The 24,245-nt window shown below is 62.9% G+C and carries 20 protein-coding genes; 17 read left to right on the plus strand and 3 right to left on the minus strand.

The window, feature by feature from the left end:
- The 8 genes from BV071_RS10180 to BV071_RS10210 form a co-directional block, all read left to right on the plus strand.
- Positions 1 to 552: adenylosuccinate synthetase (locus tag BV071_RS10180; RefSeq protein WP_035606012.1), on the plus strand; the 552-nt coding region annotated here is incomplete at its 5' end.
- Positions 553 to 702: 150 nt separating this feature from the next.
- Positions 703 to 1,449, plus strand: coding sequence for an isoprenyl transferase (locus BV071_RS10185; RefSeq protein ID WP_265594297.1), 747 nt, complete (start codon positions 703 to 705; stop codon positions 1,447 to 1,449).
- 85 nt (positions 1,450 to 1,534) lie between these two features.
- The gene (locus BV071_RS10190; protein WP_265594298.1) at positions 1,535 to 2,230 is read left to right on the plus strand and encodes a hypothetical protein; all 696 of its coding nucleotides are present in this window, start codon (positions 1,535 to 1,537) and stop codon (positions 2,228 to 2,230) included.
- A gap of 63 nt (positions 2,231 to 2,293) precedes the next feature.
- Positions 2,294 to 4,300, plus strand: coding sequence for a sigma-70 family RNA polymerase sigma factor (locus tag BV071_RS10195; RefSeq protein WP_035606019.1), 2,007 nt, complete (start codon positions 2,294 to 2,296; stop codon positions 4,298 to 4,300).
- Entirely contained in the window at positions 4,297 to 5,559 is a 1,263-nt protein-coding gene (locus BV071_RS10200; RefSeq protein WP_035606022.1) for a hypothetical protein, read from the plus strand. The genes BV071_RS10195 and BV071_RS10200 overlap by 4 nt, the downstream gene beginning before the upstream one ends.
- Before the next feature lie 150 nt (positions 5,560 to 5,709).
- Positions 5,710 to 6,957, plus strand: coding sequence for a sigma-54 dependent transcriptional regulator (locus tag BV071_RS36065; RefSeq protein ID WP_305038371.1), 1,248 nt, complete (start codon positions 5,710 to 5,712; stop codon positions 6,955 to 6,957).
- Complete coding sequence (locus BV071_RS35275; protein ID WP_265594353.1) at positions 6,944 to 7,123, plus strand: helix-turn-helix domain-containing protein; 180 nt, start codon at positions 6,944 to 6,946, stop codon at positions 7,121 to 7,123. Before BV071_RS36065 ends, BV071_RS35275 begins: the two co-directional genes overlap by 14 nt.
- Positions 7,124 to 7,186: 63 nt before the next feature.
- Positions 7,187 to 9,799, plus strand: coding sequence for a tetratricopeptide repeat protein (locus BV071_RS10210; RefSeq protein ID WP_035606025.1), 2,613 nt, complete (start codon positions 7,187 to 7,189; stop codon positions 9,797 to 9,799).
- 234 nt (positions 9,800 to 10,033) lie between these two features.
- Here BV071_RS10210 and BV071_RS10215 read toward each other — a convergent pair whose 3' ends face one another.
- Positions 10,034 to 11,935 carry a hypothetical protein gene (locus tag BV071_RS10215; protein ID WP_035606027.1) on the minus strand — a complete coding sequence of 634 codons (1,902 nt, stop codon included), beginning with the start codon at positions 11,933 to 11,935 and terminating at the stop codon, positions 10,034 to 10,036.
- A 256-nt stretch (positions 11,936 to 12,191) separates the two neighbouring features.
- Between BV071_RS10215 and BV071_RS10220 the strand changes: the two genes are divergently transcribed.
- Entirely contained in the window at positions 12,192 to 13,898 is a 1,707-nt protein-coding gene (locus BV071_RS10220; protein ID WP_035606030.1) for a right-handed parallel beta-helix repeat-containing protein, read from the plus strand.
- Positions 13,899 to 13,949: 51 nt separating this feature from the next.
- Here the strand turns inward: BV071_RS10220 and BV071_RS10225 are convergent, their stop codons facing one another.
- Positions 13,950 to 14,840 (minus strand): LysR substrate-binding domain-containing protein, encoded by an 891-nt coding sequence (locus BV071_RS10225; protein ID WP_052573129.1) that lies wholly within the window; start codon positions 14,838 to 14,840, stop codon positions 13,950 to 13,952.
- 132 nt (positions 14,841 to 14,972) lie between these two features.
- Here BV071_RS10225 and BV071_RS10230 point away from each other — a divergent pair, with 132 nt between their 5' ends.
- The 6 genes from BV071_RS10230 (at position 14,973) to cimA (ending at position 21,505) form a co-directional block, all read left to right on the plus strand.
- The gene (locus BV071_RS10230; protein ID WP_035606033.1) at positions 14,973 to 15,650 is read left to right on the plus strand and encodes an isochorismatase family protein; all 678 of its coding nucleotides are present in this window, start codon (positions 14,973 to 14,975) and stop codon (positions 15,648 to 15,650) included.
- 152 nt (positions 15,651 to 15,802) lie between these two features.
- Positions 15,803 to 16,663, plus strand: a complete 861-nt coding sequence (locus BV071_RS10235; RefSeq protein ID WP_035606037.1) for a pirin family protein — start codon at positions 15,803 to 15,805, stop codon at positions 16,661 to 16,663.
- Between the two features lie 134 nt (positions 16,664 to 16,797).
- Entirely contained in the window at positions 16,798 to 17,331 is a 534-nt protein-coding gene (locus tag BV071_RS10240; protein ID WP_035606040.1) for a sigma-70 family RNA polymerase sigma factor, read from the plus strand.
- A 59-nt stretch (positions 17,332 to 17,390) separates the two neighbouring features.
- Positions 17,391 to 18,725: a hypothetical protein gene (locus BV071_RS10245; RefSeq protein WP_265594299.1), complete on the plus strand. Its 1,335-nt coding sequence runs from the start codon at positions 17,391 to 17,393 to the stop codon at positions 18,723 to 18,725.
- Between the two features lie 268 nt (positions 18,726 to 18,993).
- Positions 18,994 to 19,506: a hypothetical protein gene (locus BV071_RS10250; protein ID WP_265594300.1), complete on the plus strand. Its 513-nt coding sequence runs from the start codon at positions 18,994 to 18,996 to the stop codon at positions 19,504 to 19,506.
- A 421-nt stretch (positions 19,507 to 19,927) separates the two neighbouring features.
- On the plus strand, positions 19,928 to 21,505 hold the full coding sequence (gene cimA, locus BV071_RS10255; RefSeq protein ID WP_035606049.1) for a citramalate synthase: 1,578 nt from the start codon (positions 19,928 to 19,930) through the stop codon (positions 21,503 to 21,505).
- Between the two features lie 116 nt (positions 21,506 to 21,621).
- Here cimA and BV071_RS10260 read toward each other — a convergent pair whose 3' ends face one another.
- Positions 21,622 to 22,947 (minus strand): rhamnogalacturonan acetylesterase, encoded by a 1,326-nt coding sequence (locus BV071_RS10260; protein WP_265594301.1) that lies wholly within the window; start codon positions 22,945 to 22,947, stop codon positions 21,622 to 21,624.
- On the opposite strand from BV071_RS10260, the gene BV071_RS10265 reads away from it, so the two are divergent.
- On the plus strand, positions 22,946 to 23,764 hold the full coding sequence (locus BV071_RS10265; RefSeq protein WP_265594302.1) for a rhamnogalacturonan acetylesterase: 819 nt from the start codon (positions 22,946 to 22,948) through the stop codon (positions 23,762 to 23,764). The genes BV071_RS10260 and BV071_RS10265 overlap by 2 nt on opposite strands.
- Before the next feature lie 156 nt (positions 23,765 to 23,920).
- Complete coding sequence (locus BV071_RS10270; RefSeq protein ID WP_265594303.1) at positions 23,921 to 24,244, plus strand: hypothetical protein; 324 nt, start codon at positions 23,921 to 23,923, stop codon at positions 24,242 to 24,244.
- The last annotated feature ends 1 nt before the right edge of the window (position 24,245 follow it).

Genomic DNA, 24,245 nt, shown 5'->3' on the forward strand with positions numbered 1-24,245 from the left:
TCGAATACCACCTCCGGCGGCTCCTGCACCGGCACCGGCCTGCCGCCGACAGCCATCCAGGAAGTCATCGGCGTCTGCAAGGCCTACACTACCCGTGTTGGCTCAGGCCCCTTCCCCAGCGCGGATGAAGGATTGTCGCAGTATCTGCACGATCTTGGCCGCGAGTTCGGTGCCACCACCGGCCGCCCGCGCGGCTGCGGCTGGCTGGATGCCGTGCTGCTCCGCCACGGCTGCATGGTCAATGGCGCCACCGGCCTGGCCGTGACCAACGTCGACGGGCTCGACAACTACGAGAGTCTTCGTATTTGCACCGGTTACGACATCGACGGCACGATCCACGAGTTGCCGCCCGCCGACCGCCACGCTTGGGACCGCGCCACGGCGGTCTACGAAGAGCTCCCCGGCTGGCAGCAGGACACCACTGCCTGCACCGAATACGCCCAGCTCCCCGCGAATGCGAAGGCCTACCTCCAGCGCCTGAGCGAACTCTGCGGCACGCCGGTGAAATTCGTCGGAGTCGGCCCGGATCGCGCTCAAACTCTCGTCGTTTGATCTCATGGCCATGACAGCGGAGAACGAGACCGCGCATTTTCCCGGAACGGAGGCACCCGCCTCCGTCACGGAAATTTCGCGGAATCCTTCTCCGTTTTCAACGGGCCCTCATTGGAGTTTCATCCCCCCCAAGTTCCATCGGGCCTCAACATGATTCCCTTTCTCTCACCGAAGTCCACGCCGGTCATGTCCCCGTCCTCCGATGTCCCTCGTCACATTGCCATCATCATGGATGGCAATGGCCGCTGGGCCAAGGAGCGCGGCCTGCCCCGCCGTGAGGGCCACCGCGCCGGTGCCGAATCCGTGCGCGAATGCGTCGAAGCCTGCAAGGAACTCGGCGTGAAATACCTCACGCTCTACGCCTTCTCTTCCGAGAACTGGAACCGCCCGGCTGCCGAGGTCACCGCCCTCATGGTCTTGCTCGAGCGCTTTCTGGACGAGAAGGCCGAGGAGATGATGAAGCAGAATGTTCGTCTCACCGCCATCGGTCACCTCGACCGCCTTCCGGAGAAGACCCGCCGTAAATTGGACAAGGCAATCGAGCGCACCTCCGGCAACACCTCGCTCACCCTGGTCCTGGCCCTCTCCTACGGCTCGCGCGAGGAGATCGTCGAAGCAGCGCGCTCGCTGGCTGCCGACGCCGCCGCCGGCAAGCTTGATCCCGCCAAGATCGACTGCGCGACCTTTGCCTCCCGCCTCTACACTGCGGACATTCCGGATCCCGACCTGCTGGTCCGCACCTCCGGCGAACTCCGCATCTCGAACTTCCTCCTCTGGCAGATCAGCTACGCGGAGATCGTGATCTTCAAGAAATTCTGGCCCGACTTCCGCCAGGCCGACCTCTTCGAGGCCGCGCAGGAGTATGCGCGGCGGCACCGCCGCTTCGGTGGGCTGTAGCTAGCCGCTTCCCGCGCAAGGCAGGGCAAGTCGGCGCTTGAAGCCACCTTCTGCATCCACGCAGGATGCTGCGATGAGTTCTCCCTTGTACCGCCAGTGGAGTCTTGGCTTCATCCTGTTCCGGTGGCGGTATCTGTTCTGGGGTCTCCCGCTCGCCGGATTCCTGATCGGGGCGGCGATCGAGTGGCGGAAGCATGAAAGGGCTTTGCGCGCGCGGGCGATTCTCGTACCCAGCCGGGTTTTTCCTCCGGGATACCCCAGCCCGCCCTCCCCTCACTATTTCTTTCCAAACAGAATCGAGGATGAAATCCGTGAGCATGTGAAATCGGATGAAGTTCTGGAGGCCGTCAGCCGCGACACCGGACTAGCGGATATCCGGAAACTGCGGTCCATGCTGGAGTTCAACTCCGTAAGGGGCACCATCACCTCGGAGCTAACCGTAACAGGAAGAAGATCTGCGCAAACCGAAGCGATCCTAAATGCGGCACTGACGCGAACCCAGGAGCGGATGTGGAGAATCTGTGAGCAAGCGGCTCGGGACGCCCAGCTGGGGCATTCAACGACCCCCATGCCGAGGGTCCCCGGATTGACGCGGGTTTTCCTTGGCGCGCCGCCCCCACCTCCGACGGCTTGGGAGCGGATCAAGCAATCGGCGCCGATGATCGCCGGTATGACTGGCACCGGGATGCTCGGGGCGCTGGCAATGGCATATGGTTTGGAGTGCCTCCTCCATGGCTGGCGGGAAAGGTATGATGGGGATGAAGAGGCGATGCCCGGATGAACTCTCCGCAAATAATTGTCCCCTCCTCCCGCTAGCCCGGTGTTCAACTCTGAACACAGCCCCATGCAGGATCAGGACAGTGACGGCCAGCTTCTCCAATCGTTCGCAACGACCCGCGACGAGGAGGCCTTCCGTCGGCTCACACAACGTCACCTCGGCCTCGTCTTCCACACCGCCCTGCGCCGCACCGGCAATCGCGCGCTCTCCGAAGACATCAGCCAGAACGTCTTGCTCGCCCTCGCTCGCAAAGCCGGAGGCTTGGCCAAGGAACCCGAGCGCCTCCCCGGCTGGCTGCACCGCGCCACCCTCTACGAAGCCTCCAAAGCCATGCGTGCGGAATCCTCCTACCAGCGTCGCAAGCAGCAGAGCCAGGAAGAGGCCACCGCTGCCACTGCCGCCAGCGAGATCGATCCAACATGGCACGAGGTCCTGCCGCACCTCGATCTAGCCCTCGACAAGCTCCCCGAGTCCGACCGCCGCGTCCTCCTCCTCCACTACTTCGAAGACCACCCCTTCGCGCAAATCGCGGAGCATCTCGGCAAGAACTCCGCCGCGGTGCGGAAGCAATCGCAGCGCGCCCTCGAAAAGCTCTCCCGCATCCTGCGCACCAAGGGCATCGCCCTCTCCGTCACCGCACTTGGCGCCGGCCTCGCCACCCAGACCGCGAAGGCGGTTCCGGAAGCCCTCATTCACTCGGCCAGCAGCTTTGCCCTCGCCGGCTCCAGCAGCCCTCTTGCTTTCTCCATCAGCGCCATGATCGCCTCGAAACCCAAAGTGGTCATCCCTCTTGCCTTGTTGCTCCTCGTCACGCCACTGGTCCTCCAACAGCTGGCCATTGCCAAGGAGCGGGACCGGATCCAATCGCTGCACGACTCGCTGGCAAGCTCCGCCAAAGCAGACACTATCACCGCCCGTCGCGCCCCCGCGAACGCATCGAACCACACCACCTCAAACAGCATCGACATCATGGTGCTGGCGAAGGAGAAGGCCGATGCCTCGCGGGCCGGCGGCGAAACCCGGCGCCGTTTCGAGGCAAAGCTCGCGGGCCTGGACACCGACACGCTGGCCGACTTGATCCGCAAGGCAGGTGCCGCACCGCTGGGCTTTGACAAGAAAATCGATTTGCTCCGTTCCCTGGTCGACACAATTTCCAAGACCGACCCCGAGCGTGGCCTTACCGCGGCAGTCGAGGGCTTTCCGGAAGGTGCTTCGGTGGGAAGCTTTATCTCCGGCGCAGGTGTGGACACCACCCTGTCCGCATGGGTGGAAAAGGATCCCAAGGCCGCCATGGCCTGGTTCCGCAAAAACAAGGATCTGCCTAAACTCAATGTGAGTTCCCCGCCGACAGGCGACGGGGAATCCCCGCTCACCCAGAGCAAGGGCCTGGAAAGCAATCTCATCTACGGCTTGATCAAATCTTCAAGGCCCGACGCGGCATCCTACCTGACAGGACTTCCCGAAACCGAGCGATTGGAACTCCTCAGCCTGACCATGAATGCGGTGTGGGACGCTGAAATGAGAGGTGATCTTCGGCACGATTGGTTGCCTCCCTTCCTGCAGATCATGCGTGAGACCGTTCCTCCATCCAAACAGGAGGAGATGGTCGCCAAGCTTGCCAGGGGCGCCGATTCCAGGAACCTGCGGCAGGTGCTGGCGGGTGCCGGTGCGACACAGGAGGAAACCGCGGCTCTCGCCCGCGCAGTCGCCCAACAGCATTTCGATGCGGCACACATGAATCGCTGGCAATATGGCGAGGACCTCACCCCCCTCGATCCCGACCTCCTCGAATGCGTGGAGGGACTCTTACCCGGACGCGGGCAGGAAATCCTGCGCGAAGCCGAAGCGGCCACAGAACAAGCCGCCCTTCAAAAGGCCACGAGGATTCTGGCCCAAGTGCGTGCGGGCTCCCTCCTGTCGGACAATCTGACCTTCTCAGCACTCACCAGGAACGATCTATCCAAGCATATCCCCGAGGCTCTCGAACTCACGAGCCGGATCAAGGATCCCGGGCTCCGGCAAAGGGCGGTCGATTTCCTCAACTCCAAAGCCAACACCCCTTCGGCTCCGTGAGAAGCAAGCAGCTCATCCTTCCGCTTGCGGCCATCGCCCTGGTCACCGGCATCGCCATCTATCAGCAGCGGACACTCACCGGGCTGAAAGAGCAAACCCGCTCCTTGGAAAAGTCGCTCGCCAACCCGCCGGCGGCGGCCGCCCCCACGACAGGAACCTCGGCGCTCCTGAGTCCCGAGCAAAGCGAGAGCTTGTTTCCAGAAGCTGAAGCCGCCTTCTTCGCCATCCTTCGCTCCGAGGGTGTTAGCCCCGAGCAGCGGGAGCGGCTTTCCATGGCCCTTCTCCCGATGGACGTCCCCACTCTGATCCGCTTGATGGCAGCACTGAAGGCGCACCCCGAGCTTCCACCGGAGCAGCAGCAAGACTTCGAGCTCCACTTCGCCTACGCGATTGCAGAGGAGCAGCCTGAAAAGGCCTTCGCGATCCTCGCTGACCTGCCTGGGGTGGAGGGATCGAAGCTATACTATTCCCTCCGGCAATGGTCGGCCATCGATCCAGCGGCAGCCGCCGCATGGTTCGAGCAGCAACTGCGAGCAGGCAACCCGGCCACCAATGATCCGGATCTCCGGCGACAGGCACTTGAAGCCCTGTTCCGGGCCGACCCCGATCGAGGACTCCACCTCGCGCTCAACCTGCTGCCCGAAGTTCCAGATGCGATGGAGATCAACAAGCTGGCCGCCGAGACCCTTGAATCCCTGGCCGATGAACGCGAGCACGCCAGCTACCTCGCCGCGCTGCGCCGGGTCGCGGAAAAGTCTCCCGGCAATCTGGTGCTGGAGCAGATCCGCGCGGCCTACCTCAATGAGCTGCCCAGACGGCTCAAGCTCTGGACCTTCGATGAGGTCACCCCCCTGTTAGACGATGAATTGACCGCCGAAGAAAAGCTCGTGACCGCGCGCAACCTCTCGACCTTCTCGGACCTCGATTCTCCGGAACGATGGGCCGGCTGGTTTGCCAAGATCGGCGGCGAGATGGACAAGCAACATCCGCTCCGCAAATACCTCCGTTCTTGGTCGATCGCGGACTACCACGCCGTCGGTCAATGGCTTGACCAGTATCCGGACGGCCCGGTCCACAACGAACTCGTCCTCGAGCACGCCGACCGCATCCGCGATCCACTCTCCCCGAGGAGGCCGCCCGCCGTGCCTTGGCCCTGCCTGCCAGCCCCCAGCGGGAGGAAGTCCTCAAAGCCATCCATAGCTCATGGCAGGCGAAGGACCCCGAAGCCGCCGCGCGCTTCGCCCGGGAAAACGGCTTAGAGCCCTAAGACGGTTTTTCCCCGCATTTTTCTGCTTTTACAGGCGTGAATCCATGAAGCCCCTTCATGGCATGCGCAAATACCCTGACATACCCGCTGCTTGCGCTTGCCGCCCGCGGCACCCATGATTGGCCTTGCCGCAAGCAAACCCATGGCCGACGCCCCGCCGGAGCAAACGATCCTTATCGTCGATCAAGACCACGACTTCCTGGAGTGGGCGACGAAACATTTGACGGCGAATGGTCTCCGGATCCTTCGCTGCGATAATGCCGATAACGCCGTCAAGGTGGTCGAGAAGACCGCCGTCGACGTGGTGGTCGCTGACATCCAGCTCCAGCCCTTTGATGGCTTGGAGCTGCTCTCCCGCATCCGTCAGACTTCGCCCGGCACTCTGGTGATCCTGACCGCAGGTTTCCCCAGTACCGGCCAAGTGATCGAGGCCACCCAACGCGGGGCCCACGACGTGCTGGGCAAGGAGGCCCTGCCCTTCGAGCTGCGCCCGGTGGTGGAAAGCGCGCTCCAGACCGCGGACGACCGCAAGACCGCCCACCAGCCGGCGGCCGAAATGCCCACGCTGGATGGCCGAGTGAAGATCATCGGCATTTCGCGCGCCTTGCAGGATGTTTTCAAGATCGTCGGTCGTGTCGCGCGTTCGGACGCACCTGTTCTCGTCACCGGCGAGAGCGGCACCGGCAAGGAACTCGTCGCCAAGGCAATCCACGAGTATTCGCCACGCCGCCAACAGGAACTGATCGCCATCAACTGCGGCGCAATCCCGGAGAATCTTCTGGAAAGCGAACTCTTCGGCCACGAGAAGGGCTCCTTCACCGGGGCTATCGCTCGCCGCGCCGGCCGCTTCGAGCAGGCAGATGGCGGCACGCTCTTCCTCGATGAGATCGGTGACATGCCCCTCTCCGTGCAGGTCAAGCTGCTGCGCGTGCTGCAGGATGGCACCTTCTCCCGCGTCGGCTCAAATGAGACCCTCAGCGGGGACGTGCGGATCGTCACCGCCACCAACAAGGTCCTTTCCAACGAAGTCGCCGCCGGCCGCTTCCGCGAGGACCTCTACTACCGCTTGAATGTGGTGGAGATCCGTCTGCCCCCTGCGCGAGCGCGCGGAGGACATCCCGCTGCTCGCGGAGTTTTTCCTGCAGCGCATCACCCGCAAGAACGGCATGGCCCGCATCCGCCTCTCTGCAGAGGCCATCGCCGCCCTGCAAGTGCACCGCTGGCCGGGCAATGTCCGCGAGCTGGAAAATACCATCGCCCGCGCCTGCGCGTTGGCCTCCTCCACCGTACTGCTGCCCAGCGATATACCGCTGGCCGCCGCCCCGGGCTCGGAGAAAGGTGCCCTCCGCCAATCGCTTTCGCGGATTCTAGATTCCGTGCCCGCCGGTGAGAATGCCATCCTTTGGCTCACCCGCGAGCTGGCAAATTCCGCCCTCGAACGCCACGACGGCGACGTTAAGGAAGCCGCCTCCGAGCTCGGCGTCGGCCCCGCCGAGCTGAAGCGCATCCTCGCCTCCGGCAGCTCGCCGTCCTTGGCTTCTGCAGGAGAGCTCTGAGGCTTGATCTGCCGGATCGGATTGGAAGATTGATGATTGGCGATTCGGCCTCTACCCTCCCGCATGCCCGCCCGTCGCCCGGTGAACGCGAAACTCCTGCCGCTCCTAGTCGCGCTGGCAGCAAGCGCCACCGCCGCGCCAGACCCTGACAGCATCCCCGCCTACAAGGACGGCCTCGATGCGATGGCCTCCAATCTCTGGGACTTCGCTGCCACTCGCTTCGAAACGGCGCTGCGCACCCCGGATCTCGATGCTGCTGGCCGCCGTACCCTGCTCCTGCGTCTCGCGGAGACTCGCATCCGTGCCGACCAGAGCGAGGCCGCGCTCGCCATTCTCAGCAGCCCTGCCTTGGATGGCGATCCCGAGCTGCCCTTCTGGAGGGCCCAGGCACACGCCGCGGCCGGCCAGTTCGGCCCCGCGCTCGAGTTCCTGGATGAAAAGGCCACCGCTCCCGGCGCACCGCATCGCAGTGAGGCGCTCTTCACCCGTGCCGCCCTCCAGCAGGCACTGGGCGACCCCTCCGGCGCGGGACAAGCGCTGGAGATCCTCGAAAAATCGGAAGATCCCGCCACCGTCCTGCGGGCGAAGATGGAGCAGGCCGAGATCCAGCTCTCCCAAGGCAAGCCCGATGTGGCGCTCAGCAAGCTGCCGCTGTTCAACGACCCGAACATGTCGTCCCAGGACAAGGCCCGCTCCGAAGTCCTGCGTGCCCGGGCCGAGCTCGGCCGCGGGGAAAACGCCGCTGCGATCTCCCTGTTCACCGCGGTCTTGGAAAAGACCGATGATCCGGCCTTCCGCTTCTACCGCCCGGATGCCGCCGCTGGCCTCGCCCGGGCCCAGCTCGCCGCGGGCAATCCCGGCGCCGCCACGGATGGCCTCCTGGCCTTCATCCAGGGGGAGCGCGATGCCCCGAGGTTCGGCGAGATCTTCACCATCCTGCTCGAGTGCCTGCCCAAGTCGCCGCAGGTGGATGACATCATCCTGATCCGCTTGCGCGAATGGTGCCCCATCGCGCCACGTGCCGTGGCACCCAACTACATCGGGGGCGGCTCCGGCACGCCCCTTGCCGATTCCACCAATTCGGCCGCAGAGATCTGGACGCTCGGGCCCTCGAAGGCGAACGAGCTCGGCACCCAGGCACTCTTCCATCTCGCGCTCGGCCTGCGGCGGCTGGAAGATACCCCTGATGCCAAGGCCAGCGCCCGCCGGCTGATGCTGCGCGTGCGCACCGAATATCCCGAGCATCCGCTGGCCAACCGTGCCTTGCTGGAGACGATTCGCTGGGACATCGAGGACAATCGTCGTGATCAGGCGATGGCCGCCTTGACCGCGTTGGAAAGCAGTGGCGCCCTTCCGCCGATGCGCGCCGGTGCAGCATTGGCGGTCGCATCCTCGGCCTTCGCCAGCAAGGACTACGCCCTCGCGAATGAAGAATTGGACAAGGCTGCCAAGCTGCTGGAGGGCGATGCCCTGCGCGCCAATACCGTAAACTCCGCGGTCACCCTGCTCGCCGCAGGGAATCTCCGCAACTTCGACAAGCTGGTAGCCGACCGTGGCAAGGACCCGCGCATCTCCGATGACCTCGCGCTCGAGCGCGCGCTCTTCCTCACTGCCCAGAAAGATCCCGGCGCCCTGGAAGCGCTCGATGCCTTCATCATCGCTCACCCGGAACACCCGCGCCTGCCGGAAGCCCGTCTCGCCGCTGCCCATGCCGCGCTGAATGCCAATCCGCCGGACCTTCGCTTCGCCAAGGCCCTGTTGGAGGACATTCCTGCGGACAAGCTCGCCGGGCTGCCACCCGCAGACCTCGCCCTTGCCAAGATCGGCATCGCCTGCCGCGAGAAGCGCCTGAATGATGCCGTCGCCATCGCCGAGACCTTTCTCAAGGATCACCCCGATGCACCCGGGGCGACTGCGGTAAGCTTCGAACTCGGCAATGCCTGCTGGGATAACAAGGACTACAATCAGGCGCTCCTCACCTACGCCGAACTGGCCAAGAAACACCCGACCGATCCGCAGGCACCCTGGGCGCAGTTCCGGGCCGCCCGCGCTGCGGCGCTCGGTGGCACTAGCAAGTCCCAGGAAGAAAGCCTCACGCTGTTCGACGAGGTGATCGCGGCCAAGAATGATTTCTCCGTAGCCGCCCGACTCGAAAAGGCCCGTGTATTAACCACCCTCAAGCGACTCGATGAGGTGGAGGCCGGGTTGCTGCCATGGTTCCAAAGCATGAAAAAGGATGAGCCGGTGCGCGTCACCGCCGGCCTCCTGTTAGGTGACGCTCTTACCGCCAAGGCTGGCAGCGATGTCGCCAAGCTGCAGCGCACCATCGACCTCTACGAGGAACTCCTCGCCAGCCTCCCGAAGACCAGCGAAAGACGCTTCGAGATCGAATATCGCCGCGGCCTCACCATCGAGCATCTCCCCGCCAGCCCGGAGAACAGCCGCAAGGCCCTGGAGGTTTATTACTCAGTGCTGCAGGCTGCCGCCAAATCGCCGCCCTCCGATTGGCAGTGGGTGGACAAGTGCGGCGTGCGTGCCCGCAACTTGTTAGAGACTCAGCAGGACTGGAAAGGTGCCATCGGCGTTGCCAAGAAACACGCCATGCTCGGCAGCCCCGGTTCCAAGGAAGCGGCCACCCGCGCCGCGAAGCTCCAGCAGGAGCACTGGGAGTGGTGAGGCTAATCGGAAGGCGCGAGGTGCCGGCAGAAAGCATATCGCCGCGCTCTGGAGCCCAATAAGGACGGCTCGGTGTAGCCCTAATGGCGCTCGTTCAACGCCAGGGCAAGCCACGGCAGGGCTGTTTCCGGCAGAGCGCGCTGGCCTCAGCGCGCCGCGAGCGATGCGGATATCATCCGAGAGTTTAGAAAACCGTTGAAGTCCCCGCGGTTAATCACCCCAAACATCCGCCGGTCACTCCGCACTATCTCCCTTCCTCCCGAACAAGCGGAACGGCAACTTGATCCCCTCGACCAGCACCCCGCCGGCGATCTTCCCCGCTTCCTCAATGGTCTCCACCGGGGTCCCAACCGTCCCGGAGACTGTGTTCGAGACCAGCTTCGCCGGCCCCAAGGGCTTGACGCGGATATCATCGTAAGGCCCGCCTACTTCCATCTCCAGCAAGCGCCCAAGCGGCTTCGTCACTAAACCGGGCAGTCCCGTGAGCTTTCCACGCGCCACGCCGTCCACCCGCTCCTTCTTCAAGTCCACCTTGCCCTTTGCGCTCACGTTCAGGCTTCCGCCCGTCGCTTCGAACCGCGGCACTTCCACCACTCCTGGTTCCGCCACGAACACCGCCTCGAACTTTCCGGTCCTCGGCCGCTCCACACCGGGTATTATTGAAAGGAACAGCTGATAGGTCTCATCCAGCAGGGGCACCGAGAACAGAGGCGCGTTCTCCACACGCATCGTCCCCTTGCCCCGCGCAGTCCGCTCCGCGAAATCTAACATGCCATTGAAGCGGAAGGACAGGACTCCCTTGCTGCCGCCGCTATCCTTGCCTGCCGCTTCCTTCACCTCGGCGAGCTTGAGGTCGTCCCCGCTTACCACCGCCTCGCTCAGCCGTTGATCCTGCAGCTTGCCCCGCACCAAGACCTGCCCCCCCAGCAGTCCCCCGCTCGCCTCGCGGATCCGCCACATCTTGCCATCAGACGAAACCTGCCCCTTCACTTCATTCACCACCAGCTCACCGCTCTCCTTCGTCTGCACTCGGACCTTACCCTTCTCAAAGGCCAAACTATTGGCCTTCCACGCTCCTTCCGGCTTCCACACGGCCTCGCGCACGGTGATCTTCGGGAAGGTCTCCCAAGCGAGAGTCTTTTCCTCTGGCATCCGCTTGGCCAGCTCCGGAATATCCCGCGCCAGAGCCCAAAGGTCTGCATCGCCCTCCACCCGCTCGATCGTCCACTGGCGCTCTCCCGGCTGATAGTTGCCCGCGAAGCGATCACTGCGCCTCGGGGCATCGGCCAGCGTGCCGGAGAAATGGAACGGAGCGGCGGCCCAGCCCTCGCGCTCCACCGTGAAGTCCGCAGTCCCACGTGGCAGCACAAGATTTGCCGCAATCTTCGATGATCCCTGGCTCAACTTTGCGCGAGCGCTCGCCCGCTCAAGCGGAACTCCGTGCCAGACCACCGCATCGCTCGCGCCTTCCAGATCTGCAGTCCACCTGGGTTCCCTCTGCCGGGTATCCGCCTGGAACGTGCCAGCCACCCGGAAGGGCTTGCCTTCGCTCTCCATCTTCAAGGCAGCCAAGGTCCCGCGAACGGCCTTGAAGTTCGGCTGCCACTGCCATGGCGCGGGCGGCGCCTCCGTTTTCTTGCCATCTCCCGGCTGGATCAGCACTTCGCCGCTCACCTCGACCAGCAGCCCTTCATGCCGTGCCTTGACGTGCGAGAAGCTCCACCGGTCGCGATGGCTTTCCGCCTCCAGCGACACATCCTCCAGGTGGATCTCGCCGCGCTCATCCCGAAGCACCAAGGCCGAATGACGGGTTTTGAACTGGTTGCCTTCCTCGCCTCTGCCGGTGAGCCTCGCCCACAAGGAAAACTGCACCTCCGCCGCATCCACTTCTACCATGGGCGCTTGTCCACTGTAGCCGAGCTTCACGCCCGTCATCCGCAGGCCCCGCACGAGATCCCACGAAGTGGAAGTTCGCTGCAGTAACAAGCCCCGGGCCGATAGCGCCTCATCAATCTTTTTCTGCGCGAAACCGCTCACCCAAACATTGCCAAAGACCGAGACCAGCGCTGCACCCGTAAGGATCACCAGCAGGACCAAGCAAAGTCCCTTCACCCGGCGCCCCCGCAGCCGCTCCATCAATCCATGCATGGCCTAACAAGCCCGCAGCACCTGTGCCATGCGGGAACCCCGGAATCGCAGCGGTCCCGGCGCTTGGAACATGCAAAAGTCGTCTTCTGGCTAGCCACCCCGTTGCACAACGCGCCCCGTTCCATCTCATCCAGCTTGTCCAGTTTTCGCTGGGGTTCCCGTAACACTTGCGCCCGCTTGCGAGATTCTTCCGGCGGCGGCACGATCGCCGTGCTAGTCCACCCGCATCCCGACATCACTTTCCGTGAAGCCATTCCTTCTCAGCCTTGCGCTCGCTCTCTCCTCCCTCGCACTTGGCGACGAAGCCGCAGACTTCCGGCCGCAGGTCGCAGCTGCCTTGAAGCGGGGTGAGACCAGGATCGTGATTCCTCCCGGCACCTATCGCCTCGCCCCTGTCGGCGGGGACAAGACAGTATGGTCATTGGTGGATCTTCACGATGTGGAGATCGAAGCCGAGGGTGTCACCCTGCTCGCCACCAAGCTCACCCGCGCCCTAGGTCTCCACGCTTGCCGCAATCTGAAGATCCACGGCCTGACTATCGATTACGATCCCCTCCCCTTTACCCAAGGCACCGTCGCCGCCGTGGCTGAAGACAAAAGCTGGATCGAGGTGAAGCTGCACGCCGGCTATCCCCGCCAAGCTTACTCGCGGATCGATGTGGTCGATCCAGCCACGCGTTATCGGAAGAAAGGCATGCCCTTTCTCTGGGGCACGCGCGCGGAGATGAAGGGCGAGGACACCGTGCGGGTCACGCTCAAGGACATCGGCAAGGCAGCATCTGTCGGTGACCTTGCCTCCCTCAACACCGGCCCCGGTGATGGCGGCATTCCCCATGCGGTCGGCATGGACCGTTGCTCAGACATCGAGCTCAATGCCGTGACCGTCCACAGCGCCCCCGGCATGGGCATTCTGGAAGCGGATGGCGAGGGCAAGACCCGCTACATCGGCTGCCGTGTCGTACCAGGGCCTCGTCCCGCCGGGGCGACCGAAGAACGGCTGCTCAGTACTTCATGGGATGCCATGCAAACCAAGACCGTGCGCTACGGACCATGGCTCGAAGGCTGCGAGATCACCGAAGCCGGCGACGACTCGTGGAGCGTGCAGTCCTGCGACTTCATGGTGCTCAAGAAGAGTCCCCTCATCGTTGCCTGCCGTGATGAATACACCATCGGCGTGGAAAAGGGCGATCACCTGACATCGCGACTCGGTGGCCCGCTCGCCACCATCACCGCGCACCGCGAACTTACGCGTGACGCCGCCCAGCTTGCTCCCGAGATTCTCGCCAAGCTCAAAGACGCGCCCGGCTGGTCCGAATGGAAGGTCGGCAACAAGTGCCTCGAACTCGGCATCGAAGGTGAGGTCCCTTTCGAAGTCGGCGATTCCGTCTTCTCGCCCGACCGCATGGGCAATGGCTTCGTGTTCATCAAGAACCGCCTGCACAGCTCCGGCCGACTCCTCATCAAGGCTTCCGGGCGCATTGAGGACAATATCCTCGATACCCCGCACGCCCTCACCGTCTGCCCCGAGCTTCCGGCCAAAGGTGCCGCGGGCATTGATGGCTTGATCATCCGCCGCAACAAGATCCTGCGCGCCGGCTGGTTCTGCCCCGCGCCATGGTCCGCCTCCGCCGGAGCCCTCTCCATCACCGCCAGCGGCGATGCCCAAAAGCTCCGCGGCCCCGGCATCTTCCAGAACCTTGTGATCGAGGACAATACCTTCGAAGACTGCTCCGGCCCGAACCTCGTCATGTCCTCCGTCCGCGGTGCCAACGTGAAGGGCAACCGCTTCGTCCGTGCCCAGCACGACAGCCCGCCTGCCACCGGCGCGAGCTACGGCATCGCCAGTAATTCCGTCATCTGGACCGCCCAATGCGAAGACGTGACCTTGGAAAGCAACGAGATGATCGAGGTTGGCGAATTTGCCAAAGAGACTCAGGTCCAAAAACCCTGACAGATCAAAGCCAGCGAAGCTGAATCCTTATTCGTGTTGATTCGGGTTCATTCATGGTTCCCGACGACCTCCCGTCACCGCTGCCACAAACTCCCGCGTTGTCGCTGCGCCATCATCCTTCCGCCACGCGACCCCGAAGGAAAACGCAGCCGCATCGTCATCCACCGGCCGCAGCACCAAGCGCGCTCCCGCCAGCGTCTCGAAGCCGTCCTGCACCATCGCCACACCACATCCGGATTCGATCGCGGCGATCAAGCTGGTGGAGCCGTCATACTCCGCCGCGATCCGTGGCTGTCGGGTGCCCTTGAAAACCAGCTCCAACCACGTGTGATACTCGGGGTAGTCCGCACGCGAATAGGCCAAGAGCGATTCCTCTGCCAACTCTGCCAAAGGTACTTCCTCCAATGCTGCAAGCCGGTGCCCCATCGGCAGGGCCACGCGCGGACGGAAGCGGAAGATTTCCTCATACGCCATCCCCTCCAGCGCCGCGGCTGAAGGCTTCACCAGCAGCGCCGCGCCCAGCACTCCATCGCGCAAGCCTGCCAGCATGCCCTCCGTGGAAAGATCATGCAGGCGCGCATGCACAGCCGGGCAACGCTCCTGGAAAGTCCGCAAAGCTGCAGGGAGGATCCGCGTCGTCAGCGAAGGAGCAAAGCCCACATGGATCTCGCCGCGGTTGCCATGCGCGAACTCGCGGACTGAACGGATTGCATCCTCGACCTTCGCCATCGCTTCGCGCGCTTCCTTCAAGAAGTGCCGCCCCGCATCGGTGAGCCGCACGGTGCGAGCCGCATGCTCGAACAGCGGCACACCCAGCTCATCCTCCAGGTCGCGGATCTGGCGGCTCAGCGATGGCTGCGCCACATGCAGCCGGGCCGCCGCGCGGGTCACGTTCTCCTCCTCCGCAACGGCGACGAAATACCTCAGGTGACGCAACTCCATGGGGAAGCATCCATACCCGCCAGGCATGGTGAGGGGAACCACGAAGTATTTCCGGCGAGGTCTCCGGCTCGCTATGGTGCAAAACCTCCATCCGAGGATGGAAGCACCAATCCAACCACTAGAACCACGACCATGAAAACGATCCCTTCCACCATGATTGATCCGGACGACGCCGTGATGCTGCTGATCGACCACCAGAGCGGCCTCTTCCAGCTCGTCCGCGATATCGACCAGCCGGTGCTGCGCGCCCACGCCACTGCCCTCGCGAAAGTCGCGCGCCTCGCCAAGGTTCCCACCTTCACCACCGCCTCGGTGCCGGACGGCCCGAATGGCCCACTGATCCCGGATATCCATGAAGCGAATCCGGATGCGGTCTATATCCCCCGCACCGGCCAGATCAACGCTTGGGACAATCCGGCATGGGTCGAGGCCATCGAGAAGACCGGCCGCAAGACCCTGCTCATCGCCGGCACCCTGACCAGCGTCTGCATGGCCTTTCCCACGCTCAGCGCACTGGCAGTGGGCTACAAGGTCTTCTGCATCGTGGATGCTTCCGGCAATTGGTCACAGATGGCCACCGACCTGACCATCGCGCGCATCACCCAAGCGGGCGCCCATCCGATCGATACCTACGCGGTGCTCGCGGAACTGATGGCCACTTGGAACCGCCCCGACGCCTTCGACTTCGCCGATGTCATGGTCGAGCACGTGGTGCCTCCTTACCGCGCGCTGATGGAAAGCTACAACAAAGCCCAAAAGGTCGGGAAGGACGGCCCCGAGACCATTATGGACCAGCAGAAAAAGGCATGAGCCTAACAGACGAATGATCCGCCCAGGGGAGCAGCCGCCATCATGCGTCTGCTCCCTTCTGTCTTTTGCCACCTGGGCCATGCTCCATAGGCATGCTGAGCGGATCAAAGGGGTATTTTTCACCCGCGGCTTTCTCTGCGACGATCACCGTCATGAAGAAATTGAAGTTCATTCACCAGAGCTCCGGAATGCATTGGGTGGGCGATGGTTTCCCCGTCCGCTCGGTCTTCTCCTACGACAATCTCGGCCGCGAGCTCGATCCCTTCCTTTTGCTCGACTATGCCGCGCCGCATGAATTCGCGCCGACCACCCGGCGTCGCGGCGTGGGAGCGCACCCGCACCGCGGCTTCGAGACCGTCACCTTCAGCTTCCAGGGTGAGGTCGAGCACCGCGACTCCAGTGGCGGCGGTGGCAAGATTGGCCCCGGTGACGTGCAGTGGATGACCGCCGCCAGCGGCCTGCTTCATGAGGAGTTCCACTCCGAGGACTTCGCCCGCCGCGGTGGCGTCTTCGAGATGGCCCAGCTCTGGGTGAATCTCCCGGCCCGCGACAAGAGCGCGGCCCCGCGCTACCAGACCCTGCTCAAGCAGGACATCCCGGTGGTCGATCTGCCCGATGGTGCAGGCACCCTGCGCGTGGTCGCCGGTGAGTTCGGTGGCCACAAGGGTCCGGCACAGACCTTCACGCCCATCAACGCCTGGGACCTGCAACTCAAGGTCGGCAAGTTCGCGCAGCTGCTGGTGCCTGAGGGACACACCACCGCGCTGCTGGTGTTGCGCGGCTCGCTGCTGATCGACGGTGACACTGCTGCCAAGGAAGGTGCGCTGGCGGTCTTCGAACGCGAGGGCAAGGACCTTGTCTTCCAAGCTACGGAAGACTCCCACGTCCTGCTCTTGGGCGGCCAGCCCCTGAACGAACCGATCGTCGGCCAAGGCCCCTTCGTAATGAACAGCCAGCAGGAGATCCTTGAGGCCTTCCACGATTTCCAGAAAGGAAAGATGGGAGCGCTTTGAGTGACCGAGAAGGATACTGGCGGTGTTGCCTGCGGGGGCAACGCCGCTTCCTTGTACTGCGACCGTGGATTTTTCCCGGGATTTTCCGTAACGTTCCTGCCGGACCGCGAAATCCCTACGGGAACCCACCAGCCATGCCCGAGATCAACGAATTCGCCGCTGTGGTGCGCGAGCACCATGCGAGCCTGCGCTACTTCATCCGCTCGCTCGGAGTGCAGCAGGCGTGGGTCGATGACATTGCCCAAGAGGCCTTCCTGCTCGCCTACCGGAAGTGGGACGAACTCGACGAGACCGGCAACGCCGGTCTCTGGCTCTGTGCGATCGCGCGCAATCTCGTGATGAATGAACTCAGCAAGAACAGCCGCCGCCAGCGCCTGCTCGATGAGAACATGACGACTCTCCTACTCGCTGCAGAAAGTGGCGAGGACACTCCACCCGGCGGCGCCGCGGATCGCGGGATCCACCACCAAGCTCTACGCGATTGTCTCGCCAAGCTACCCGAGCGCTCCCGCCAAGTAGTGCATGCGCGCTACTTCCAGGATCAGAATTCCAGCGAGATCGGCAGCGAACTGAAACTCAGCACCACTGCGGTCCGGCAAATCCTCTTCCGCTCCCGCAATCTGCTGGCGGAATGCTTGCAGCGCAAAGCCATCCACGAAGCCCCCTGATGCAAGAATCAGGTCCAGAGCCGTTTGAGCAGCTATTCGAGCAGATGCTTGAAGGTGGGATGGACGATGCTGCGCGGGCGGAATTGATCGCGATGCTCAAGGCGGATCCAGTTCTGAGGAAGGAAGCGATCCAGCAGCTCCGGCTGAGTGCGGCACTGGAGCACCTACCCGGCGCTGCTGACGACGAACGATTCGTGCGGGTAGTGACCGAACATGTCTTCCAGTTGGGCAACGAGAAGGAGGACGCATTTGTGGCGAAAGTCATCGCCCAAGTACCAGCACGCCGGAAGAACCACCGCCGGCCTCTGGCGGTAGCGGCGCTGGTGCTTGTATCGGCCGTAGCGGGCCTTTTGATCGCAAAACCGGGCCAAAAAAGCCCGGTTCTGGCCCGGCTCGTGGCCATCGACAACCAAGGCCGCATCATCTCGACCCAAGAGGTCCACCAAGGCTTCAAGCAGGACGCCAAGGAGGGACTCTACCGGCTCGACTTCAATAATGGCGCCGTCGTCGCGATCGAAGGTCCCGCCAAGTTCGAGGTGGTCTCCGCTGCGGTCATGCGGCTGGCGAGTGGCAAGCTGAACGCATGGTGCCCCGAGACCGCCCACGGCTTCCAAGTGCTCACGGCGAATGCCAAGGTCACGGATCTGGGAACTTCCTTCGGCGTCTCGACCAGCGCGGATGGACATACGGACTTTGTCGTACTTGATGGCTTGATCGACGTCAGCCAGGGCAGCGTCACGCGCCGCGTAGCCAAGGGCGAGGCGCTGCGCACTGCTGGCAGCGGACTCCATCCCGTGGCCTTCCAGACGAATACATTCTCGCGGACTTGGCCGCTGGCGTCCGGCATCCTGTCGTCCAGCGGCTCCGTAAAGCCGGCACCGCCGGGCACAGCGGAGCAACTCGCGCTGCTGGAGGACGACAGCTCGGTGCTGGTGATTCCAGAAAGGCGCAGTGTGCCTTTCAAAAAGCCGCTGGAGGTGGAACTGGCAGCCCCGGGGGATATCTCGCTGGAGCACATGCCCCGGCGCCAGACCTTGCCCGCCCAGCCGGGGCTCAGGCTGAGAAGTTTCCTGATCCGCTACAATCCTGTGGGCCGCCCCACCGACGGCTTCCGCCGCTTCGAGGGCGAAGTCACCTTCGATCGCCCGGTCCTGGCGATTTGCGCCAGCGGGGCGGTGCTCGAGGCCAGTGATCCTACCTTTGCCACCGGCCCGTGGAGCCCCGCCGATGGTGAGATCGAATACCGGGGCATCGATCTCGACCAACCCGAAAGCCGCGCCGACCGGGTGACTCTTTCGGAAGACCGCAAAACGGTCAGCATCATCTTCAACGCCGGGGCATCCACGGACGACCTGCGGGTGATCGTGACGGAAGGCGACGGAGCGGCCCTCTGATTGCTGTTTTTTTGAATGCGGGGGTTGCCATTGTCCCCGGGGAGATTTCACAAGGTCGCCACAAGAATAAGACAATGAAGGTCTCTGACTTGTCTTGAGCAGATGAACAGCAAAAGGACAATTGCACAATGCACATTATCTTTCCGGGAAAATTTAACAATCCCGCCAAAAATAATTAATGGAAATTGGAAAATATAATTCTTGCGGCGAGTGAAAACCACAGCACCTTGAGCCCGCCAAAAATATGGACAAGATCCCATCCGAAACCATGGCCGAAGTTCTTGAACTCCGGAAAAAGAACGGCCTCGAAGCGACTGAAGCCGCTGTTTATTCCGACCTCGAGAAGTCGAAGTGCAAATGGACATTGAGCGACACGCCGCGCTATCGCCGTGCAGGGGCCTCTCCGATCTGGGTGTCCGGCAAGTATCTTTCCTCCTATGGAACCTGTCCCGCGAGCGGCGAGTCCGACGAAAAGGGCAGTAAGTCGCCGAAGGTCGCCAAGAGCTCTGCCCCCAAGGCAAGCGCCCCGGCAGCCGGCAAGCTGGACGAGAGTGTCTTCTACAAGGTGCTGCACGGCAAAGGATTCTCGGTGAAGATCACCCAAGACATGCTAACCGGCGAAATCCAGACCCAGATCCCCGAAGCGATTAAAAAGCTGGACTTGCAGTTTGGGACGATCCCGGGAAATGCCTCTGGAATTCATGTGACGCAGACTTCTCCCCAGATCCAAGTGGCGATGCCCTTGGACAAGTTCTTGGAAGTCACCGGGATTCGCGCCTGAGAATAGATTTGTCATACACGGGTGTGGGGCACAGCCCCACACCCGTATTTTTTTATCGTAGAGCGATGTTCCTGAGGTGCATTTGAACATATTGATAACTTCACCCCACCCATGACATGTCTTCAGAGAAATCCGTTATTGTCCGAATTTGGGAAAGTTGAGATGATCCAGTCCCAAAGGGAAGTGATTTAGATTCAGTGGAAGTTTGACAGGAGGCCGATATCCGGCCGGGGGGAGTGATTTTCCATAGAGGCGAAAGCGGTCTGGAAAACCAAGCCAAACCCGAGTGCTTCAGCTCCGGCAGTTTCTTTAGAATTGCCCGGTCTGCACCAAGGTCCGTGCGGACGACCTTGCTGTCCCGATTGTGGATTGCCCGCGGGGGCGGCCCGCCCTAGCTTCCGCGCCCCGCCACCCATTCAAGATGAGCGTTCTTTCCGACAAGCCGGTCCACCTTTACGACACCACCCTGCGCGATGGCACGCAGGGCGAGGGTTTCCAACTCTCCGTCTTCGACAAGCTTCGGATCGCCGAGCGGCTGGATGGCTTCGGGATCGATTACATCGAGGGCGGCTGGCCGGGCTCGAATCCGAAGGACGTGGAGTTCTTCCAGGAAGCTAAGAAGCTGAAGCTGGGCCACGCCAAGCTCGCGGCCTTCGGTTCGACGCGGCGGATGAACACGCCGGTGGAAGAGGATGCCCAGGTGCGCCTGCTGCTGGAAGCGGAGACACCGGTGGTGACGATCTTCGGCAAAAGCTGGGAGCTGCACGTGACCGAGGTGCTGCGGACCACGGTGGAGGAGAATATCGCGATGATCTACGACACCGTGGCTCATCTGAAGAAGAATGGCCGTGAGGTGATCTACGACGCCGAGCACTTCTTCGATGGCTACAAGGACGCCCCACAACACGCACTGAACACGCTGAAGGCAGCGGCGGAAGGCGGTGCCTCCTGCCTCGTGCTATGTGACACCAATGGCGGCACGCTGCCAGCGGAGGTGATGGAGATCTGCGCCGAGGTGCAGAAGGCGATCCCCGGGGTGCCGGTGGGCATCCACACCCACAATGACTGCGAGCTGGGCGTGGCAAACGCGGTGGCCGCAGTGCAGGCCGGCGCGGTGCAAGTCCAAGGAACGATCAACGGCTACGGCGAGCGCACGGGCAACTGCAACCTGACCTCGGTGATCCCGATCCTACAGCTCAAGATGGGCCTGAAGGTGATCGGCGAGCTGGAGAAGCTACAGGATCTGTCGTATTTCGTGGATGACGTCTCGAACAACCCGCACTTTGCACGCGCCGCTTTCGTCGGCCGCACGGCCTTCGCCCACAAGGGCGGGATGCACGTGAATGCGGTGCAGAAGCTGGCGCGCAGCTATGAGCACATCGAGCCGGGTGCGGTGGGCAACGAGCAGAACATCCTCGTGTCCGAGCTCAGCGGGCAATCGAACATTTTGATGAAGGCCGAGCAGGTGGGGCTGGCGCTGGAAAAGGGCTCCGCCGAAGCGAAAGCGGTGCTGCAGACGGTCAAGGACCGTGAGAACGAAGGCTATTCCTATGAGGCAGCTGGCGGCTCGCTGGAACTGCTGATCCGGCGCGAGTTGGGGAACTACGAGAAGCCTTTCGAGCTGAAGGAGTATCACACGTCCTTCCGCCAGTATCGCGACGGCCACAACCCGGTGTGCGAGGCGACCGTGAAGCTGTACGTCGGCGAGGTGCCAGAATACACCGTGGCCGAAGGCCATGGGGTGGTGAACGCCTTGGACAAGGCCCTGCGAGCGGCGCTGCGGCCCTTCTACCCGGAGATCTCGGATGTGACGCTGGTGGACTACAAGGTGCGGATCATCGATGGCCATGATGCCACCGCGGCGAAGACGCGGGTGCTGATCGTTTCCAGCGATGGCAAGGAGAACTGGGGCACCGTCGGCGTTTCGGAGAACATCATCGAGGCGTCGTGGATTGCCTTGGTGGATGGAATCGACTTGTTCCTGCAGCGGAGGAAGTAAGGGACCTTCCCTCTGGTGCTTCACCGCAGCGAGCCCGCTCGCACAAGCGGCAGATGCCTGTGCGGCGTCGGCCATGCGGGCTGTTAGAGAAGCCGGCGCGATCCGAGCGGCCCCAGTCAGTTGCCGTCGGGCTTGGCGGCGTCTTTGTTCGGGCTGGCAGGGACTTTGAAGTCCTCGGGCTTGTCCGGCTTGGCAGGATTGAAAGGCTTGGCGTCCGGACGGATGTGGGAAGCCAGTTCGGGACACTCCTTGCGCAGGCCTTCGACGACGCAGCGGGCAAGTTCGTAGCTGCCGTAGTTGTTGTGATGGGTGCCGTCCTGGAAGGCGAGGTCGAGCTTCGGGCCAAGGGCCTGATAGAGGACGCGGCTCATGGCGTGGAGGTCGATAAGGGGCACCTTGAGTTCCTTGGCAACGGAGCGCACAGCATCGGGGTAGCCACCGAGGGTGTCCTTCTCGACGCCGCCCTTCCGCTCCATGGAAGTGACGAGCACCGGGGTCGCACCGGCCTTGCGGACATCGGCGGCGATGGTGAGGAGGTTCTTGCGGTAGGTCTCCAGGGCATCGGGCGCCTTGTCCTTCATGTCGTTGTGGCCGAACTGGACCAGGACGTAGTCGCCCTTCTTGAGATTGCGTTCGACCTTGGCGATGCGCTTGGCAGAGAGGGAGCTCTTGATCGACTCGCCGGACTCGGCGTAGTTCGCGACGCTGACCCCGGCATCAAGGAAGCGGGTCAGCATCTGGCCCCAGGAGTTCCAGGGCTCATTCGGTTGATCGGTGACAGTGGAGTCGCCGATCACATAGATCACTGGCACGGTGACCGCGCGAATCTGCATGGAGTCGATGCCAGGCTGCGGGCCATTGAACTCAAGGGTTAGCTTGTTGTCCCAATGGAGGTAGGGCTTCTCGCGGTCCTTGAGGCGCACGCTATCGCTGCCGGAGATAAGAGGACGGCGGACGTTCACCGTGAACTTCTCGGTGCGGGTCTTGCCCGCGGGCACCTGGATGCCTTCAAGCATCAGGCGGCGGCACTCGGCTTTCACGGTGGTATCGGTGGCGCGGTCCTTCGCGCCGAGCGTGAGGGTGATCTCGTAGTCGCCTTCCGGGACTTCGAGGGAGAAGTGGCAGCCACCACTGCTGGTGATGGCGTCGACCAAGTCATCGGGCTTGCCTGCCAGCTCGAAGCCGTAGGGCTGGGCCGCGGTGAAGCGGGTGGCGGCGGTAACCTGGGTGTGGCCGGCGGCCGGAGGATTGGTGCCGAAGTCGAATTGCCAAGGGCCGCTGCCAGTCTCCGCGAAACCGAGTGAGGGAAGGAGGCAGATCGAGAGGGGCAGCAGGCGGCGCAGGCGCATGGCGGGAGGATGCCACAGGATCGCCGCTTGTCGCTCACCCGAACGGGGCATCGGGTTGCGACCCCGCTTGCGATAGTATAGACGCATGTTCATGGCTCGTGGATCTTCGCTCCGGGTGGGTGTGGCTTTCGCCGCACTGATGTTCTCGCCGCTATGTTTCGCCCAGGATGATCGGCCGGTGGTGAAGGATAACGAGCTGCCAGCGGATGCGACGGCGAGCAAGAGCCTGCCGGTGCTTTGGATCGCGGGAGACTCGACGGTGCGCAACAACAGCGGCGAGATGCGCGGCTGGGGCGACGAGATCGGCGCCTTGATGGATCCGAAGAAAATCCAGGTGATGAACCGCGCGATCGGCGGACGCTCATCGCGGACTTTCTACAACGAAGGACGCTGGGAGAAGATGCTGGCGGAGATGAAGAAGGGCGACATCGTGCTGGTCCAGTTCGGACACAACGATGTGGGGGCACTGGATGCACCGGGAAAGTTCCGTGGCTCAATCAAGGGCCTGGGCGAGGAGACGCAGCAGGTGAAGAAGCCCGATGGCAGCACAGAGACGGTGCATAGCTACGGCTGGTATCTGCGGCAGTATGCGAAGAGCGCGAAGGCAAAAGGCACGACGGTGGTGCTGTGCTCGCCGGTCCCGCACAAGAAATTCGACCGCGAGGGCAAGTTCGTCCCGGATTGGGCAGAGTGGCGTGGCTGGGTGAAGGCCACCGCGGAGGCCGAGGGCGTGGAGTATCTGGATCTAGCGGAGGCCGTGGGTAAGAAGTATGCGGCGATGCCCGCGACGGAGGTGGAGGGATTCTTCGCCGACAAGGGGACGCACACCAATCCAGAGGGCGCGAAGTTCAATGCGAAGTGCGTGGTGGAAGGTTTGGGAGGAGTGCTGGGGAAGTATGAGGTGAAGTGAGATCGGGGCGCACTCCGATCAACTTCGGCCTTGAGCGCGAAGCGGAAGTTTCGATTGTTTGAAGCCGTGGCTTCCTGGCGTCTGTTCCTTGGACTGATACTACCGCTCTCTCTTGCGGGGTGCGCCGCCGGAACAGGTGGCGATAAACGCCCGATCTTGCGTTTCTACGAGCAGGCATTGAAGCGTTCCCGCATCGGGGACAGGCGTACGCCGGTGGACTTCTCGGGCTTGCAGGTCGAGTCGGGCTCCCTGCCGGGGTGCCCGCGGTACCCTGATTTTGAGGAGAGCAGCCTGGTGATCAGCGATTCGGATCCAGCCGAGCGCGAGGCCGTGGTAGTGATTGTGAACCCGCGGGTGAGTGGCTCGTTCTTGGATCCGTCGGTCAAGGACGAGGAGTATCTGAGGGAGATGAAGGAAGAAGAGGAGAAGGCGCTACGCAACAGCCGCTATACCGGGGTGTATCTGCTACCGAGGAAGTGAC

Origin of the sequence: Haloferula sp. BvORR071, assembly GCF_000739615.1 — a bacterium.
Lineage (GTDB): Bacteria > Verrucomicrobiota > Verrucomicrobiia > Verrucomicrobiales > Akkermansiaceae > Haloferula.

Excerpts from the sequence above, each read along its gene's own strand:
- BV071_RS10240 (WP_035606040.1), top strand. The coding sequence starts at position 16,798 with ATGCCCGAGATCAACGAATTCGCCGCTGTGGTGCGCGAGCACCATGCG.
- BV071_RS36065 (WP_305038371.1), top strand. The coding sequence starts at position 5,710 with ATGGCCGACGCCCCGCCGGAGCAAACGATCCTTATCGTCGATCAAGAC.
- BV071_RS10260 (WP_265594301.1), bottom strand. The coding sequence starts at position 22,947 with ATGAACATGCGTCTATACTATCGCAAGCGGGGTCGCAACCCGATGCCC.
- BV071_RS10245 (WP_265594299.1), top strand. The coding sequence starts at position 17,391 with ATGGACGATGCTGCGCGGGCGGAATTGATCGCGATGCTCAAGGCGGAT.
- cimA (WP_035606049.1), top strand. The coding sequence starts at position 19,928 with ATGAGCGTTCTTTCCGACAAGCCGGTCCACCTTTACGACACCACCCTG.
- BV071_RS10225 (WP_052573129.1), bottom strand. The coding sequence starts at position 14,840 with ATGGAGTTGCGTCACCTGAGGTATTTCGTCGCCGTTGCGGAGGAGGAG.
- BV071_RS10265 (WP_265594302.1), top strand. The coding sequence starts at position 22,946 with ATGGCTCGTGGATCTTCGCTCCGGGTGGGTGTGGCTTTCGCCGCACTG.
- BV071_RS10235 (WP_035606037.1), top strand. The coding sequence starts at position 15,803 with ATGAAGAAATTGAAGTTCATTCACCAGAGCTCCGGAATGCATTGGGTG.
- BV071_RS10230 (WP_035606033.1), top strand. The coding sequence starts at position 14,973 with ATGAAAACGATCCCTTCCACCATGATTGATCCGGACGACGCCGTGATG.
- BV071_RS10250 (WP_265594300.1), top strand. The coding sequence starts at position 18,994 with ATGGCCGAAGTTCTTGAACTCCGGAAAAAGAACGGCCTCGAAGCGACT.
- BV071_RS10195 (WP_035606019.1), top strand. The coding sequence starts at position 2,294 with ATGCAGGATCAGGACAGTGACGGCCAGCTTCTCCAATCGTTCGCAACG.
- BV071_RS10210 (WP_035606025.1), top strand. The coding sequence starts at position 7,187 with ATGCCCGCCCGTCGCCCGGTGAACGCGAAACTCCTGCCGCTCCTAGTC.
- BV071_RS10215 (WP_035606027.1), bottom strand. The coding sequence starts at position 11,935 with ATGGAGCGGCTGCGGGGGCGCCGGGTGAAGGGACTTTGCTTGGTCCTG.
- BV071_RS10185 (WP_265594297.1), top strand. The coding sequence starts at position 703 with ATGATTCCCTTTCTCTCACCGAAGTCCACGCCGGTCATGTCCCCGTCC.